General features: G+C 66.3%; 13 protein-coding genes. 3 read left to right on the top strand and 10 right to left on the bottom strand.

Annotation, left to right across the window (positions count from 1 at the left end; translation table 11 throughout):
- Window positions 1-82: 82 nt before the first annotated feature.
- The 8 genes from AC1DE3_RS04855 to tkt all read right to left on the bottom strand — a co-directional run bounded on the left by AC1DE3_RS04855 (window position 83) and on the right by tkt (window position 9,080).
- Window positions 83-1,027 (bottom strand): tetratricopeptide repeat protein, encoded by a 945-nt coding sequence (locus AC1DE3_RS04855; RefSeq protein ID WP_476780337.1) that lies wholly within the window; start codon window positions 1,025-1,027, stop codon window positions 83-85.
- On the bottom strand, window positions 1,000-1,653 hold the full coding sequence (locus tag AC1DE3_RS04850; protein WP_476780338.1) for a thiamine phosphate synthase: 654 nt from the start codon (window positions 1,651-1,653) through the stop codon (window positions 1,000-1,002). Before AC1DE3_RS04850 ends, AC1DE3_RS04855 begins: the two co-directional genes overlap by 28 nt.
- Window positions 1,650-2,804 (bottom strand): benzoate/H(+) symporter BenE family transporter, encoded by a 1,155-nt coding sequence (locus tag AC1DE3_RS04845; RefSeq protein ID WP_476780339.1) that lies wholly within the window; start codon window positions 2,802-2,804, stop codon window positions 1,650-1,652. The genes AC1DE3_RS04850 and AC1DE3_RS04845 overlap by 4 nt, the downstream gene beginning before the upstream one ends.
- Window positions 2,805-2,971: 167 nt before the next feature.
- A complete protein-coding gene (fba, locus tag AC1DE3_RS04840; protein WP_476780340.1) occupies window positions 2,972-4,054 on the bottom strand; it encodes a class II fructose-bisphosphate aldolase in 1,083 nt (360 codons plus the stop codon).
- A gap of 139 nt (window positions 4,055-4,193) precedes the next feature.
- Window positions 4,194-5,387, bottom strand: coding sequence for a phosphoglycerate kinase (locus AC1DE3_RS04835; protein WP_476852116.1), 1,194 nt, complete (start codon window positions 5,385-5,387; stop codon window positions 4,194-4,196).
- The gene (locus AC1DE3_RS04830) at window positions 5,384-5,881 is read right to left on the bottom strand and encodes a hypothetical protein (RefSeq protein ID WP_476780342.1); all 498 of its coding nucleotides are present in this window, start codon (window positions 5,879-5,881) and stop codon (window positions 5,384-5,386) included. Before AC1DE3_RS04830 ends, AC1DE3_RS04835 begins: the two co-directional genes overlap by 4 nt.
- A gap of 70 nt (window positions 5,882-5,951) precedes the next feature.
- Window positions 5,952-6,962 (bottom strand): type I glyceraldehyde-3-phosphate dehydrogenase, encoded by a 1,011-nt coding sequence (gap, locus tag AC1DE3_RS04825; RefSeq protein ID WP_441472912.1) that lies wholly within the window; start codon window positions 6,960-6,962, stop codon window positions 5,952-5,954.
- A 120-nt stretch (window positions 6,963-7,082) separates the two neighbouring features.
- Complete coding sequence (gene tkt, locus AC1DE3_RS04820) at window positions 7,083-9,080, bottom strand: transketolase (RefSeq protein ID WP_476796600.1); 1,998 nt, start codon at window positions 9,078-9,080, stop codon at window positions 7,083-7,085.
- Window positions 9,081-9,426: 346 nt separating this feature from the next.
- Between tkt and AC1DE3_RS04815 the strand changes: the two genes are divergently transcribed.
- A complete protein-coding gene (locus AC1DE3_RS04815) occupies window positions 9,427-9,744 on the top strand; it encodes a DUF4164 family protein (protein WP_476796599.1) in 318 nt (105 codons plus the stop codon).
- A gap of 20 nt (window positions 9,745-9,764) precedes the next feature.
- Window positions 9,765-10,133, top strand: a complete 369-nt coding sequence (locus AC1DE3_RS04810; RefSeq protein ID WP_476780344.1) for a cell division protein ZapA — start codon at window positions 9,765-9,767, stop codon at window positions 10,131-10,133.
- A gap of 181 nt (window positions 10,134-10,314) precedes the next feature.
- Here the strand turns inward: AC1DE3_RS04810 and pal are convergent, their stop codons facing one another.
- Complete coding sequence (gene pal / locus AC1DE3_RS04805; RefSeq protein WP_441473018.1) at window positions 10,315-10,827, bottom strand: peptidoglycan-associated lipoprotein Pal; 513 nt, start codon at window positions 10,825-10,827, stop codon at window positions 10,315-10,317.
- A gap of 803 nt (window positions 10,828-11,630) precedes the next feature.
- On the opposite strand from pal, the gene AC1DE3_RS04800 reads away from it, so the two are divergent.
- Complete coding sequence (locus tag AC1DE3_RS04800) at window positions 11,631-13,376, top strand: arylsulfatase (RefSeq protein ID WP_476780345.1); 1,746 nt, start codon at window positions 11,631-11,633, stop codon at window positions 13,374-13,376.
- 229 nt (window positions 13,377-13,605) lie between these two features.
- Here AC1DE3_RS04800 and tolB read toward each other — a convergent pair whose 3' ends face one another.
- Window positions 13,606-14,862, bottom strand: coding sequence for a Tol-Pal system beta propeller repeat protein TolB (tolB, locus tag AC1DE3_RS04795; RefSeq protein WP_476780370.1), 1,257 nt, complete (start codon window positions 14,860-14,862; stop codon window positions 13,606-13,608).
- Window positions 14,863-14,944 lie beyond the last annotated feature (82 nt).

The raw sequence follows: 14,944 nt of genomic DNA, 5'->3' as shown, positions 1-14,944 counted from the left end.
CTTGCGCGCCGCGAAGGCGCGGTGAGCCAGCAGCGCTGGTGATGCGCCCGGCAGGAATAGCGTACCGTCACTTGCGCGGCTCTTACTGCGCCGTCAAGACGGCGCTGCTGATGCGGCTGGCCGCAATGCGCGCGGCGCGGGCCTGCTGTTCGGGCTTCAGCCGATCGAACAGGCCATCCAGCGCGGCGTCGTCGAGCCCTTGGGCGCGGGCTGCGAGGTGCCAGGCGGCGGCCTCGATCGTATCCGGCGGAATGCCGAGGCCGAACTGGTACAGCTTGGCCAGACGGTTCTGGGCGATCGGGTTGCCGAGCACCGCGGCGCGCTGGAACAGTTTCGCCGCGTGCGCTTCGTCCTTGTTCACGCCGATGCCGTTGAACAGCATGATCGCATATTCGACCATGCCGGGAACATTGCCGGCCGCAGCCGCCTGCTTCATCCAGCGTGCCGCCGTCTCCTCGCTGGCCGGCATCCCGCGGCCCTGCTTCGCCAGCACGCCCAGGGCATGCATGGCGTCCGCGACATTGGATTTGGCGGCGATCTCCAGGCAGGCGACGGCGCGCTGGTCATCCGCCTCGCGGCCGGTGGCGAGCAGGGTCAGCCCAAGATTGTAGTTCGCGGCCGGATGGCCGGCCGCGGCAGCCTTCTCCAGCAGGGCGCCGGCGCGGGCAGGATCGCGCTTGCCGCTCTTCTCGTCGAGAAGCTGGGTCGCCAGGGCGAAGGCGGCGTTGATGTCGCCGCGCGCCTCGGCCCGCTCGTACCATTCCGTCGCGACCTTCTGGTCGGGCGCAACGCCGAGGCCCTGGCGATAGAGTTCGCCGATCAGCGTCATCGCGGCGGCGTCGTTGTTGTCGGCCTCGACGCGCTTCAGAGCCTCGGACAGCGCCCGACGATAATGGCCGACCTGATAGGCTCCGTAGGCGTTGTCCGCGTAGGCGGCAGCGCCGGCCGGCACCGCCGCCAGCAGGGTGCCGGCGAGGCAGGCAAGGCGCAGGAGCTGCTTCATCGCGCCGTCTTTCGCGCCGAGCACGCGGCGATCGCGGCATTGGCGGACTCGACCAGGGCGCGGATATCCTGCCCTTCCTCGAAGGCCCAGGCGCCGAGGGCGACGAATTCTGCGCCGGTCTCGACCAGCGCAGGGATCGATTCGGCATCGGGCGCGTAGGCGACGCAGGGCGTCTCGAAAATCTCGGCCCACCAGCCGGCGCGCTCGATCACGGCCGTGAGCGGAGGAACGCTGCCATCGGCGCGCGGCTCGCCGAACATGACATAGTCGACGCCGGTCTCGCCGACATCCATCGCATCGTGACGGGCCCGCAGGCCGCCAGCGCCGATGATGCGCTCGTTCTTCAGGCTGGAGCGGGCCTCGGCGATCGCTTCGGGACCGCCGGTGACGTGCACGCCGTCGGCGCCGCCGCGGGTCGCGACGAGCGCGCTGTCCTCGACGACGAGGGCGACATTATTGGCCTGGACCGGCGCGGCGAGGCGCTTGACGCGCTCGATGCGGCTGCGGTCGTCGCCGGGCGTGAGGCGCAACACGATGGCGGCGATGTCGCCGCCGGCCATCGCCTGCATCAGGCGAAAGGCGATCGCCTCCGCGTCCTCGACGGGCGGGGTGACGAGCATCAGGCGGGTGGGAGAGGAGTGCGTGGTCATGATCGGCTGCGCAAACGGCCCGCAGCGAAGTCCAATGTCAAGACCGCAAGCCCGGCAATGAGACTCCAGAAGGCCGAGCCGATGCCGAACAGCGAAAGACTCGACGCCGCGATGCAGAAGGCGATCACGGCGGCGAAGCGCTCCTTGTCGGAAGACATCGCCTGGGCAAGCGCGCCGGTGAACGAGCCGACGAGCCCCAGGCCGGCGACCGCCACGATCAGCGCTTTCGGCAGAGCAAGCAGCAGCGCGATCAACAGGCCGGTGCAGCCGGCGACGGCGAGATAGGCGAAGCCGTAGAGCACGCCCGCCTTCCAGCGCTGCTTTGGATCGGGATGGGTGTCGCCGCCCGTGCAGATCGAGGCCGATATCGCCGCCATGTTGGTCATATGCGCGCCGAAGGGTGCGGTCACCAGCGATGCAAGGCCGGTGACGAACAGGGCCGGGGCCGTCGGCGGCTTGTAGCCCGCGGCGCGCAGCACGGCGAAGCCCGGCAGGTTCTGGGCGGCCATGGTGACGAGATAGAGCGGGACGCCGATACCAAGCATGGCGGCAATATCGAAGCGCGGCGTGACGAATTCGAGGCCGGTGAGTGCGATCTCTCCCGCCGGCCAATGAGCGAGCCCGCCCGCGAAGCTGATGACGATCCCGGCGACCAGCGCGGCGATCACGCCGAGGAATGGGCTGACCAGCCGCGCGACGAGGAAGATCGCGAGCAGCGGCAGCACGAGCGCGGGCGAAAGTCGCATCTCGTCGAAGACCGCGACGACGAAGCGGAAGATGACGCCCGCCAGCATCGCCGAGGCGATCGGCATCGGGATGCGCTCGATCAGCCGGCCAAGGGGACGGAAGGCGGCGGTCAGCATCATCAGCACGGCGGCGATGAGGAAAGCGCCGACCGCCGAGGCCATATCGAAGCCGCTGGCGGCCGCGATCAGGGCGGCGCCGGGAGTCGACCAGGCGCAGATCATCGGCATGCGATAGCGCCAGGACAGCCAGAGGCTGGCGATGGCCGTGCCGATGGCGAGCGCGGCGACCATGGAGACGGTCTGGCCGGCAGTGGCGCCGAGCGCCTGCGCCGCCGAGAGGATGACGGCCACGGAGGCCGCGAAACCGACGAAGACCGCGACCAGGGCTGAAAAGACGATCGACATGGGATTGCGGAGGTTCGGGCGGCGGGGCCTTGCCGTTGAATCAGAAATCGGCGCGCACGGAAAGAGCATCGCATACATGCCGGCCGCAACCGGAGCGATGCGCCCGGCCCAGACAAAGACGCCCGGCACGAGGCCGGGCGCTGGAAATCTGGCTATCGTCGACGCGATCAGGCCGCCTTCTTGGCGCCGAAGGTCGGGTCGAGCTCGCCCTTGGCGTAGCGCTTGGCCATTTCGGCGAGCGTGATGATGCGCTTGATCTTCGAGGCCTGGCCGGCGGTGTTGAACTCCTGCAGGCGTAGCGTGCAGAGCTTGGTCATCGCTTCCATGGCAGGCTTCAGATATTTGCGAGGGTCGAACTCGCCGGGGTTCTCGGACAGGATCTTGCGGATCTGGCCGGTCATCGCCATGCGGTTGTCGGTGTCGATGTTGATCTTGCGGACGCCGTGCTTGATGCCGCGCTGGATCTCCTCGACCGGCACGCCCCAGGTCTGGGGCATCTTGCCGCCATACTGGTTGATGATGTCCTGGAGGTCCTGCGGGACGCTCGACGAGCCGTGCATGACGAGGTGCATGTTCGGCAGCTTCTTGTGGATCTCCTCGATGACGTTCATCGCCAGGATCGCGCCGTCGGGCTTGCGGGTGAACTTGTAGGCGCCGTGCGAGGTGCCCATGGCAATGGCGAGCGCATCGACCTTGGTCTCGGCGACGAACTTCACGGCTTCGTCGGGGTTGGTCAGGAGCTGGTCGTGGCTGAGCTTGCCCTCGAAGCCGTGGCCGTCTTCCTTCTCGCCTTCGCCGCTTTCGAGCGAACCCAAGACACCGAGCTCGCCTTCGACGGAGATGCCGCCGAGATGGGCCATGTCGGTGACCGTCTTGGTGACGCCGACATTGTAGTCCCAGTCGCCGGGGGTCTTGCCGTCGGCCTTGAGCGAGCCGTCCATCATCACGGAGGTGAAGCCGGCCTGGATCGCGGTCATGCAGGTCGCCGGCTCGTTGCCGTGGTCGAGATGCACGCAGACCGGGATGTGCGGATAGATCTCGGTGACCGCGTCCATCATGTGCTTGAGCATGATGTCGTTGGCGTAGGAACGCGCGCCCCGCGAGGCCTGGATGATGACGGGCGCGTCGGTGGCATCAGCCGCCGCCATGATCGCCAGCGCCTGCTCCATGTTGTTGATGTTGAAGGCGGGCACGCCGTAGTCGTTCTCGGCGGCGTGGTCGAGCAACTGGCGAAGCGTGATACGGGCCACGATTGGCACTCCCCTTTGGCTAATCGATATGAGCTTGGATGTAGTGCGTAAGCACCACCGGCGCAAAACTAAAGCACTGACATGCTGAAAATGCGAAGGGCCGCTCCGTCGCCGGGCGGCCCCTGAAAAATAGTCGGAATCAGGCCTTCCGCAGCGCCTCGACGCCCGGCAGAGCCTTGCCTTCCATCCATTCGAGGAAGGCGCCGCCCGCCGTCGAGACGTAGGACAGGCTGTCCGCGACGCCGGCATGGTTCATGGCCGAGACGGTGTCGCCGCCGCCAGCGACCGCAACGAGTTTGCCTGCCTTGACGTGCTTGGCCGTGGCCTTGGCGACAGCGACGGTCGCGGTGTCGAATGGCGGCAACTCGAAGGCGCCGAAGGGGCCGTTCCAGACCAGCGTATTCACCTTCTCAAGTCGCAGCACGACCTCGGCGATGCTGAGCGGGCCGGCATCGAGGATCATCTCGTCCGGCTCGACTTCATCGACCGGCACGACCCGGTAGCTGGGATGCGCCTTGAATTCGCGCGCCACCAGCGCGTCGACGGGGAGCAGGATCTCGCAGCCGGCGGCCTTGGCCTTGGCCTCGATCTCGCGGGCGGTGTCGAGCAAGTCATGCTCGCAGAGCGACTTGCCGACGTCGACGCCGCGGGCGGCGAGGAAGGTGTTGGCCATGCCGCCGCCGATGGCGAGCACGTCGACCTTCCTGACGAGGTTGCCGAGCAGCTCGAGCTTGGTCGAGACCTTGGCGCCACCGACGATCGCCATCACCGGGCGGGCGGGATTGTCGAGGCCGGCGGAAAGCGCCTCCAGCTCGGCCTGCATGGTGCGCCCGGCATAGGCCGGCAGCACATGGGCGAGGCCCTCGGTCGAGGCATGGGCGCGGTGCGCGGCCGAGAAGGCGTCGTTGACGTAGATATCGCCATTGGCGGCGAGCGCCCTCACGAACTCGGCGTCGTTCTTCTCGTCACCGGCGTGGAAGCGGGTGTTCTCCAGCAGCAGCACATCGCCGTTCTTGCCCGCGGCGACGGCCTTGGCGACTGCCTCACCGATGCAGTCGTCGACAAAGGTGACGGGGCGGCCGAGCGCCTGCGTCAGCGCCGGCACGATCTGCTTCAGGCTGTTCTTGTCGTCGCGGCCCTTGGGGCGGCCGAAATGGGCGAGCAGGATGATCTTGCCGCCCTTGTCGGCGATCTCGCGGATGGTCGGCATAACGCGGTCGATGCGGGTGGTGTCGCTGACCTTGCCGTCCTCCATCGGGACGTTGAGGTCGACACGGACGAGGACGCGCTTGCCTGCAAGATCGGCGTCGTCGAGGGTGCGGAAGGCGGTCATCGCGTCAGCAGGCTCCCGAACAGGCCGGGGACGCCGAATTTTAGCACCACAATGGTGAGCGCGACAGTCAAAGCGGCCGTTACGATGGCGGTCAAAAACAGTGTGCCGGCGCGCGGCGTGGCATCGACGCGGTCGCGCAGGGCGGAAATCTCACCGCGGATCGCGGCAAAATCCATCGTGCCGGCGGCGGCGTCGACCTTGTGGGCGCTGCGTTCCAGCGAGGCCTCGGCGCGGGTCAAGACGGCTTCGTAGCGCGCGAACTTCTCCTCGATGCGCGCGGCCTTCTCCTCGATGCGGGAGAGCTGGTCGAGCTGGCGCGGATCGGGCTTCGACGCGGCCTCGGCGGAGGCCGGCACGGCGGAGCCGACGACGACGGCGGGCGCGGGCGATGCAGGCATCGCGGCTGCGGGAGCGGGGCTGAATGCGGGGGGCGGCGTCACGGCGGGTGCCTCGACAGGCACCGGGGACGTAACGGTCGGCTCGATCTTGGCCATGGGCTCTCCGTAGCGTGGCGGAAATGGCGGGGCCGCGCCACGGGCGGCACGGCCCCGCTTCAGTGATGGATCAGAGCAGGGCGCCCATGGCGACGGCCGTGTCGCTCATGCGGTTCGAGAAGCCCCACTCGTTGTCATACCAGGACAGCACGCGCACGAACTTGTCGTCCATGACCTTGGTCTGGTCGAGGGCGAAGGTCGAGGAATGCGAGTCGTGGTTGAAGTCGATCGAAACGTTCGGCTGGTCGGTGACGCCGAGGATGCCCTTCAGCGCGCCGCGCTTCGACGCCTTGATGATGGCGTCGTTGATCTTCTCGACCGAGGTCTTGCGCTTGGCGAGGAACTTGAAGTCAACGACCGAGACGTTCGGGGTGGGAACGCGGATCGAGGTGCCGTCGAGGCGGCCCTTGAGATCGGGGATGACGAGGCCGATCGCCTTGGCGGCGCCGGTCGAGGTCGGGATCATCGACATCGCGGCGGCACGGCCGCGGTAGAGATCCTTGTGCATGGTGTCGAGCGTCGGCTGGTCGCCGGTATAGGCATGGATCGTGGTCATGAAGCCCTTGTCGATGCCCACGGCGTCATGAAGCACGCGCACGACCGGCGCGAGGCAGTTCGTGGTGCAGGAGGCGTTGGAGACGACGAGGTGCTCCTTGCTGAGCTCGCCATGGTTGACGCCGTAGACGACGGTGAGGTCGGCGCCGTCGCAGGGGGCCGAGACCAGCACGCGCTTGGCGCCGGCCGCCAGATGCGCGGCCGCCTTCTCCCTGGTGGTGAAAATGCCGGTGCATTCCAGCGCGATGTCGACGCCGAGCGCCTTGTGGGGCAGGTCCTTGGGGTCGCGGATCGCGGTGACCTTGATCGGGCCGCGGCCGACATCGATCGTGTCGCCGGAGACGGTCACGGTGCCGGGGAAGCGGCCGTGGACGGAGTCGAAGCGGAAGAGATGGGCGTTGGTCTCGACCGGGCCGAGATCGTTGATCGCGACGACCTCGATGTCCTTGCGCTTCGACTCGATGATCGCGCGCAGAACGTTGCGCCCGATGCGGCCGAAGCCGTTGATCGCCACCTTAACCGTCATCTCTTCCTCTCCTTCGCCGAGCGAACCGGCGTGAGCCGTCGCTATCCACGCGGGCAATTCGGCCAAAGCATGGCCGAACGCAAGGCCTCTGTTGGGAAACTCAGCTTTTCGCCCGAAGAATCAGGCGTTGTGCTGCTTCAACGCGGCTTCGGCGACGGCTTCCGCCGTGATGCCGAAATGCTTGTAGACGTCCTTGTAGGGGCCGCTCGCCCCGAAGGAGTGCATGCCGACGAATGCGCCGTCATGGCCGATCACCGCATCCCACCCGAAGCGGACGCCGGCCTCGACCGCGACCTTGACCGGCGCCGAGCCGATGATCGCTGCCTGGGTGGCCTCGTCCTGCTGGAGCAGCAGCTCGAGCGAGGGCACCGAGACGACGCGCGCACGCACACCCTTCTCTGCAAGCAGCTTGCGGGCGGCGACGGCGAGTTCGACCTCGGAGCCCGAGGCGAAGAGCGAGACCTGGGCCTTGCCGCCCTCGGCCGCGAGCAGTTCGTAGGCACCTGTAGCCGAGCGGTTCTTCGGGGAGGCGTCGGTGCGCAATTGCGGCAGGTTCTGGCGCGACAGTGCCAGCACCGTCGGCCCGTCCGTGCGTTCCAGCGCTGCCTGCCAGGCTTCCGCCGTCTCGATGGCGTCGGCCGGGCGGAAGACGCGCATGTTCGGCATGGCGCGCAGCGAGGCGACCTGCTCGACCGGCTGGTGGGTCGGGCCGTCCTCGCCGAGGCCGATCGAGTCATGGGTCATGACATAAATGACCGGCAGCCCCATCAGGGCGGCGAGGCGCATCGACGGGCGGGCATAGTCGGCGAAGACCAGGAAGGTGCCGCCGGCGGTGCGGAAGCCGCCATGCAGGGTGATGCCGTTCATCGCGGCGGCCATGCCGTGCTCGCGGATGCCGTAACGGACATAGCGGCCCTTCGGGGTCTTCGGCGTGAAGTCCTCGGCCGCCTTGGTGCGGGTGTTGTTCGAGGGCGTCAGGTCGGCCGAGCCCATCACCAGCTCGGGCATGACCGGAATGATGGCTTCCAGCGCCAGCTCCGAGGCCTTGCGGGTCGCGACGGCCTGCGGCGCGGCGATCAGCCCCTTCTTGTGGGCGAGGATCGCCTTGTCGAGCTTGGCGGGAACCGTGTGGCCGAGACGGCGCTCGAACTCGCCGCGCTTGCGCTCGGAGAGCGCACCGAAGCGGAGGAGCCAGTCCTTATGGGCGAGATGGCCGGCCATGCCGTAGCTGCGCCAGGCCTTCAGAACATCGGCCGGAACGTCGAAGGGGCCGCCGGTGATGCCGAGGTTCTTCTTGGCTGCGGCGAGCTCATCGGCGCCCAGCGCCTCGCCGTGGGCCTTCGAGGTGCCCTGCTTATGCGGCGCGCCGAAACCGATGATGGTCTTGCAGGCGATCATCGTCGGCTTGTTCGACTTCTGGGCGCGGCGGATCGCAGCCTCGATGGCGTCGGGGTCATGGCCGTCGACGCGCTCGGAGCGCCAGCCGCAGGCCTTGAAGCGCGCGACCTGGTCGACATTGTCGGTGATGGTCAGCGGGCCGTCGATCGAGATGCCGTTATCGTCCCAGAAGACGATGAGCTTGTTGAGCTTCTGGTGGCCTGCAAGCGCGATCGCCTCCTGGCTGATGCCCTCCATCAGGTCACCGTCGGACGCCAGCACATAGGTGTGGTGGTCGACGACCTTCTTGCCGAACTCGGCGGCGAGCATGCGCTCGGCCATCGCCATGCCGACGGCGGTGGCCAGACCCTGGCCGAGCGGGCCGGTTGTGGTCTCGACGCCCTTGGTCTCGAAATTCTCGGGGTGGCCGGGCGTGACGGAGCCGAGCTGGCGGAACTTCTTGAGGTCGTCGAGCTCCATGCCGGGCGTGCCGGTGAGATAGAGCAGGGCGTAGAGCAGCATCGAGCCATGGCCGGCCGAGAGCACGAAGCGGTCGCGGTCCGGCCAGCGCGGATCGGCGGCGTCATACTTCATCACGCGGGTAAACAGCACGGCGGCGACGTCGGCGGCGCCCATCGGCAGGCCGGGATGGCCGGACTTGGCCTTCTCGACGCCGTCCATCGCCAGGCCGCGGATGGCGTTGGCGAGCTTGTCGTGCTGGGCGCGGTCGATGCTGGTCATGATGGTCTCACAGGGCTCCGTCGGGCGGGCGGGAGGGCCGGGGCCGGCCAGCGCGACAGCAGGCCGGTGAGGAGGGAAGGCAGTCTTGCAGCCGCTTTTGGCGAGCTTGGAAAGGACGGGTGGATTAGGCCCGGCGCTCCCTTCGAGTCAATTCGCGGAGGAAGGCTTTCAGGGTCGCAGGCGCCGCTTTGCCGCGGTTTTCCGCAGATGGCGCGTCAGCCGCGGCGGGCAAGCCCTTGTAGGGGCGCGATTCCGCAGCTTGAGACCGATTCCTGTTTTCCGGCATTTTGCTGTAAATTCAGGCACGAATCGTGTGAGCCGGCTTCGGTCTGAAAGGAGAACGATGGTGGCGAGCCTGATGCTGGACAATGCGCTGGCGCGCCTCGACAGCGCTCTGGGGCAGCTCGAGGCGGCGGCGCGGCGGCGGATCGAGGCGGAACGCGGCCGGGGCAATCTCGAAACCGAGCTGGCGCTGATGCAGGACGACCGGGCACGGCTCGCGGCCGATCTCGACGGTGCAATGGCGCGGCTCGGCCATGTCGAGACTGCGGCCGCCGATGTCGACCAGCGGTTGCTGCGGGCGATGAACGTCATCAGCGCAGTGATCGAGCGGGTGCAGGCGCAGCAGCCGGCAGAGCCCGAACCCGAGCACGAGGCGAGCTAAAGCGGAAGGCAGGAGGACGAATGCCGCAAGTTAACGTCATGATCGCCGGCAAGGCCTACCGCATGGCATGCGGCGAGGGCGAAGAAGCCCATCTCGAAGGGCTGGCTCAGTTCTATGACGAGAAGATCGGCGAGATGCGGCAGGCCTTCGGCGAGATCGGCGACATGCGGCTGCATGTCATGGCCGCGCTGATGGTCGCCGACGAGGTCCATGAGTTGAAGCAGCGGCTGGCGAAGATCGAATCCGACCTCGCCGCGACGCAGGGCGATGCGGGCGCAGCCGACCAGCGCCTGAGCGAGGTCGAGGACCGCGCGGCGGAAGCCCTGGTCGCAGCGGCCGAGCGGATCGAGGGCGTCGCGAAGAGCCTGCTTCCGACTGTTGCGGGCTGATGAACATGAGTCGTGCTCGGACTTGACCGGAGCATCTCCGAGCGAAGAAGGCTCCGCAGTTTTGTCCTGCTGGAAATTCTCTGCTCCGCGCTTCGCTCCGCCCGAGAATGCGGGCATCAATAATGGAAAAGCCCCGGACGTTGCCGTCCGGGGCTTTTTTCTTATGCAGCTCAGGCCGTGATCAGACGCCCGGGGCGCCGCCGGCGCCGTCCAGCACCGTGACGGAGCGGCGGTTCTGCGACCAGCAGGAGATGTCGTTGCAAACCGCGACCGGGCGCTCCTTGCCATAGGAGATGGTGCGCATGCGGTTGGCCTGGATGCCGCGCGAGGCGAGGTAGTCGCGCACCGTCTGGGCGCGGCGGGCGCCGAGAGAATAGTTGTATTCGCGGGTGCCGCGCTCGTCGGCGTGGCCCTCGACCGTGAAGGTGTAGCGCGGATAGCGCTGCAGCCAGCCGGCCTGCTTGTCGAGGGTGGCGGTGGCGGTCGAGGTCAGGTCGGTCGAGTCGGTCTCGAAGAAGACGCGGTCGCCGACATTGACGACGAAGTCCTGCGCGCTGCCCGGCGTGGCGGCGCCACCGGCACCGAAGCCCGAGGCGTCGGCGTTCTGGTCCTTGGCGCAGGCGCCGAGCGCGAGTGTGGCGGCGATGGCAGCGGCGAAACGGACGGAACGGCCGCCGGCGAAGAGAGTGGTCATCATGGCTGAACTCCGGGCGATCAAAATTTGTGGCGGCGCGCTTCGAAGAGGGCTTCGCGTGGCTCCCATCAATGAAGCGTCAACCTAAACGAGACCTTGCCAGAACAAGGCGAAGTGGCGGCATTGCGGCGTATGGTTAACCAATCATGGCGAAAGATCTTTGTGCGCCCGGCTGTGGCCTCGGTGACACAGGCGGTCGGAGCAGGTTTTCGAGATCGCTGGAAGCCGGCCGTGAACATCGGCCGGGGCGCATCCGCTCCCAATCCATCTGAGACATTTGAAAGACCGGTATCTGGCGACCGGGTTTGGCCCTTTTCTGGCGTTTAGGACGGCCGCGTTCAGACAATCCGATTTGCAGCGTACCTGACGGAGCCAGAATAGGAGTTCTTGGGCCAGAGTACGGTTCCCAGGCGCGAACGAAGATCGTCGCGGCGCTCCCTCCCCAGATCAGGTCAGGCGGCTTGTTGCCCTGTCAGTCGCCGCCGAACTCCACGCGTTGATGGGGGGCGGCAACAGGAGTATCCTGCGACGATCAACCCTAACGTGAGAGTGCGTGTCGGCGGGCACCAATTCCTGGAAAGTCGGACGTGCAACAGCGCGCGCTCGCTGCCCTGGGAGCACCTTAGCTTAATCGCCTTCCGCCACGCTGCGCTAGAATACTCGAACCTGAGCAGAATTTCCGAAGATGCATAGCCGCAACGGGATGCTTCACCCCCGGTATTGCCTGGTCGATTCCTAACATTTTGTCTCGGTAAGCGTCCCAGCACCATGAGGTTCAATATCTTGTGAAGAGGGAGCATCAAATGTCGCGCACCCCGGAAGAAGACACCGGCTCTCAGCCGGAAATCCGCCTGCTCGATCGTCGCAACTTGCTGCTTGGCAGCACCGCGATTGCCGCCGCTTCGGCTCTTGGCTCTGCCACCTCAATTCGAACCGCCCAGGCACAGCAAGCGGCGGGCCAAAAGCCGAATATCCTGTTCATCATGGGAGACGATGTCGGATGGTTCAACATCGGCGCCTATCACCAGGGCATGATGGCCGGCAAAACGCCGAACCTGGATAGGATTGCCGCCGAGGGGATGCGCTTCACCGACTATTATGCGGAGGCAAGCTGCACGGCCGGCCGTGCCAACTTCATCACCGGACAAATACCGCTGCGTACCGGCCTCACAACCGTGGGGCAGGCGGGCGCGGATGTCGGCATGCCTGAACAGTCGGTTACGGTAGCGACCGTCTTGAGATCAATGGGTTACGCGACGGGACAATTCGGCAAGAACCACCTGGGCGACCTGAACAAATATCTACCAACGCTGCACGGCTTCGACGAATTCTTCGGCTACCTGTACCATCTCGACGCTATGTCGGATCCATACTGGTTCAGTTATCCTCAGGACTGGATCGACAAGTACGGACCGCGCAACATCGTACATTCCTACGCGACCGATACTGACGACCCCACCGTGATGCCGCGCTGGGGCAAGATCGGCAAACAGCGGATCGTGGACGAAGGACCGCTCCCACCTTTCCCCGAGATGGGCGCTGATCACCAGAACTGGCAAAAGGGTCGGCCAGCCAAGTACAATATGCAGACATTCGATGCTGTGCTGGTCGAGAACAGCAAGCGTTTCATGGACCAGGCGAAGCAGGCCGGAAAGCCATTCTTCATTTGGCATAACACGACGCGCATGCACATCTTCACGTATCTGTCCCAGAAGTATCAAGCGAAGATGACCCCGCAGAGCGGTCTCGGTCTGGAAGAGGCGGGCATGGCGCAGCTTGACGACGACGTCGGCGACCTGCTCAAGCACCTCACTGATATCGGCGTTGCCGACAACACCATCGTCATCTTCAGCACTGACAACGGCGCGGAAGTGTTCACCTGGCCGGATGGCGGCATGACGCCGTTCCGTGCCACCAAGGGGACCGCGTATGAGGGCGGCTTCCGTGTGCCCTGCCTCATTCGCTGGCCAGGCAAGATCAAGCCAGGCACGGTCGAGAACGGCATCTTCTCCGGCCTTGACTGGCTGCCAACGCTCGCGGCCGCTGCGGGAAACCCGAATATCACCGAGCAGCTTCTCCGCGGCGTGCAGCTCGGCGACCGGAGCTACAAGAACCATCTGGACGGCTACAACCAGATGGATGTGTTGACCGCTGCCGGCCCGTCGAAGCGGCATGAGATCTTCTACTTCTCCGAGGCAAATCTCGGCGCTATTCGTATCGATGACTTCAAGTTTCAGTTCATGCAGCAACCATATGGCTGGCCCGGTGAAAAGGTGACAACTGATCTCCCGACGATCGTCAACCTGCGTTGGGATCCCTTCGAGCGGACGCCGTCGATCCGCGGCGAGACGCTGAATAATGCGGCTGGCGGCTACATGAACGACTTCATGGCGCGCGAATTTTGGCGTTTCGTGCAGGTGCAGGAGCGGGTGGCGGACCTAGCGCGAACCGCAATCGAGTTTCCGCCCATGCAAGCACCCGCCTCTTTCAACCTTTCTGCGGTAAAGGAGAAGATCGACGCGGCCATGCGGTCGCACGAAGGGCAGTAGGCAACGACGGCACCGGCGATCATCGTCCCTGTCGAGTATGCGCGCTTTCGAACACTCCTGCCGGCCAAGCCCGGCAGGAGTTTGTGCATACGGGGAGCACCGCAATGTCAACTCCCTATCCAATTCGGACGTCCGCTGCGCCGGGCTCCCCCTTCCACCGCCCTATCAAAAAGCCGCCCGGCGTAGGCCGGGCGGCTTGCGAAGAACGGATGCGGCGTTCGCTTTGGCTTCAGCGCTGGCCGCTCAGCAGCGGCGACCAGGTCGGGTCGGAGGCGAAGGCCGGGGTCGGGACGGGAACTTCGACGCGGCCGGTGATGTCCACCATGTAAAGCTTCCCTCCGGATTGTCCGCCCGGATCGCGGAAGAACATCAGGTACTGGCCGTTCGGAGCCCAGTTGGGGGCTTCATTGTGGAAGCCTTCGGTCAGGATGCGCTCGCCCGAGCCGTCCGGACGCATGACGCCGATGGCGAAGCCGCCGCTGCCCTGGCGGGTGAAGGCGATGAGGTCGCCGCGCGGCGACCATGAAGGCTGCGAATAGCGGCCCTGGCCGAAGGAGATGCGCTGGGCGTCGCCGCCGCCGGACGACATCACGTAAAGCTGCTGCTGGCCGCCGCGGTCGCTCTCGAAGACGATGCGGGAGCTGTCGGGAGCGTAGGAGGGCGAGGTGTCGATCGCCGCCGTCGAGGTCAGGCGCGTCGTCGAGCGCGAGCCGATGTCGATGGCGTAGAGATTGGCGTTTCCGCCCTGCTGCAGCGAGAGCACGACCCGCTGGCCGTTGGGCGCGAAGCGCGGGCTCGAGCTCATATCGGGGAAGTTGCCGACGATCTGGCGCTGGCCGGTCTCGATGTTCAACACCTGCACGCGGGGCTGCTCGCCCTGGCGCTGCGACATGAAGGTGACGTCCTGCGAAACCGGCGAATAGCGCGGCGTCACCACCGAGGTATCGCCATTGGTGAGATAGCGCACATTGGCGCCGTCCTGGTCCATGATGGCGAGGCGCTTGCGGCGCGTCTCCTTCGGGCCAGATTCGTCGACGAAGACGACGCGGGTGTCGAAGAAGCCGCCGAGCCCGGTGACCTTGCTGAAGATCGCATCCGAGATGATGTGGCCGACGCGGCGGGCATTGCTCGGGTCGGTGAAGTATTGCTGGCCGTCGGTCTGCGTGCCGGTCGCGACGTCCCAGAGCCGGAATTCTGCGCGGATGCGGCCGGCCTCGCGCGCGACGCGGCCGGTGACGAGCGCCTGCACGCCGCTGGCCTTCCAGGCGTCGAAGCGGGGTGCTGAGTCGAAGGGCGGGTTCGGTTCCGGGAAGCGGCTCTTGTCGACCGGCGTGAAGTAGCCGCAGCGCTTGAGGTTGTTGGTGATCACGCCGGAGACGAGGACGCCGCCGTCGCCGGCGAAATCGGCGATGGCGATCGGCATGGGCTGGAAGGCGCCGCCGCGCAGGTCGATGACGAGCTCGGCCTTGGCCGCGACGGGCACCATCAGGGCGGCGCCGGCTGTGGCGAGGAGGCGGCGGCGCGTCGGCGCGGCCGTCAGGAAGGGGAGGGGGCTAATGTCGATCATC

The sequence above is a fragment of the Allobosea sp. 10L417 genome, assembly GCF_056395485.1.
This window is presented reverse-complemented; position numbering and strand designations above follow the sequence as displayed.

What these genes read in the sequence shown, in the direction of transcription:
- AC1DE3_RS04850 (WP_476780338.1), bottom strand. Translation starts at nt 1,653, where the DNA reads ATGACCACGCACTCCTCTCCCACCCGCCTGATGCTCGTCACCCCGCCC.
- AC1DE3_RS04845 (WP_476780339.1), bottom strand. Translation starts at nt 2,804, where the DNA reads ATGTCGATCGTCTTTTCAGCCCTGGTCGCGGTCTTCGTCGGTTTCGCG.
- AC1DE3_RS04835 (WP_476852116.1), bottom strand. Translation starts at nt 5,387, where the DNA reads ATGACCGCCTTCCGCACCCTCGACGACGCCGATCTTGCAGGCAAGCGC.
- AC1DE3_RS04830 (WP_476780342.1), bottom strand. Translation starts at nt 5,881, where the DNA reads ATGGCCAAGATCGAGCCGACCGTTACGTCCCCGGTGCCTGTCGAGGCA.
- gap (WP_441472912.1), bottom strand. Translation starts at nt 6,962, where the DNA reads ATGACGGTTAAGGTGGCGATCAACGGCTTCGGCCGCATCGGGCGCAAC.
- tkt (WP_476796600.1), bottom strand. Translation starts at nt 9,080, where the DNA reads ATGACCAGCATCGACCGCGCCCAGCACGACAAGCTCGCCAACGCCATC.
- AC1DE3_RS04810 (WP_476780344.1), top strand. Translation starts at nt 9,765, where the DNA reads ATGCCGCAAGTTAACGTCATGATCGCCGGCAAGGCCTACCGCATGGCA.
- pal (WP_441473018.1), bottom strand. Translation starts at nt 10,827, where the DNA reads ATGACCACTCTCTTCGCCGGCGGCCGTTCCGTCCGTTTCGCCGCTGCC.
- AC1DE3_RS04800 (WP_476780345.1), top strand. Translation starts at nt 11,631, where the DNA reads ATGTCGCGCACCCCGGAAGAAGACACCGGCTCTCAGCCGGAAATCCGC.
- tolB (WP_476780370.1), bottom strand. Translation starts at nt 14,862, where the DNA reads ATGGTGCCCGTCGCGGCCAAGGCCGAGCTCGTCATCGACCTGCGCGGC.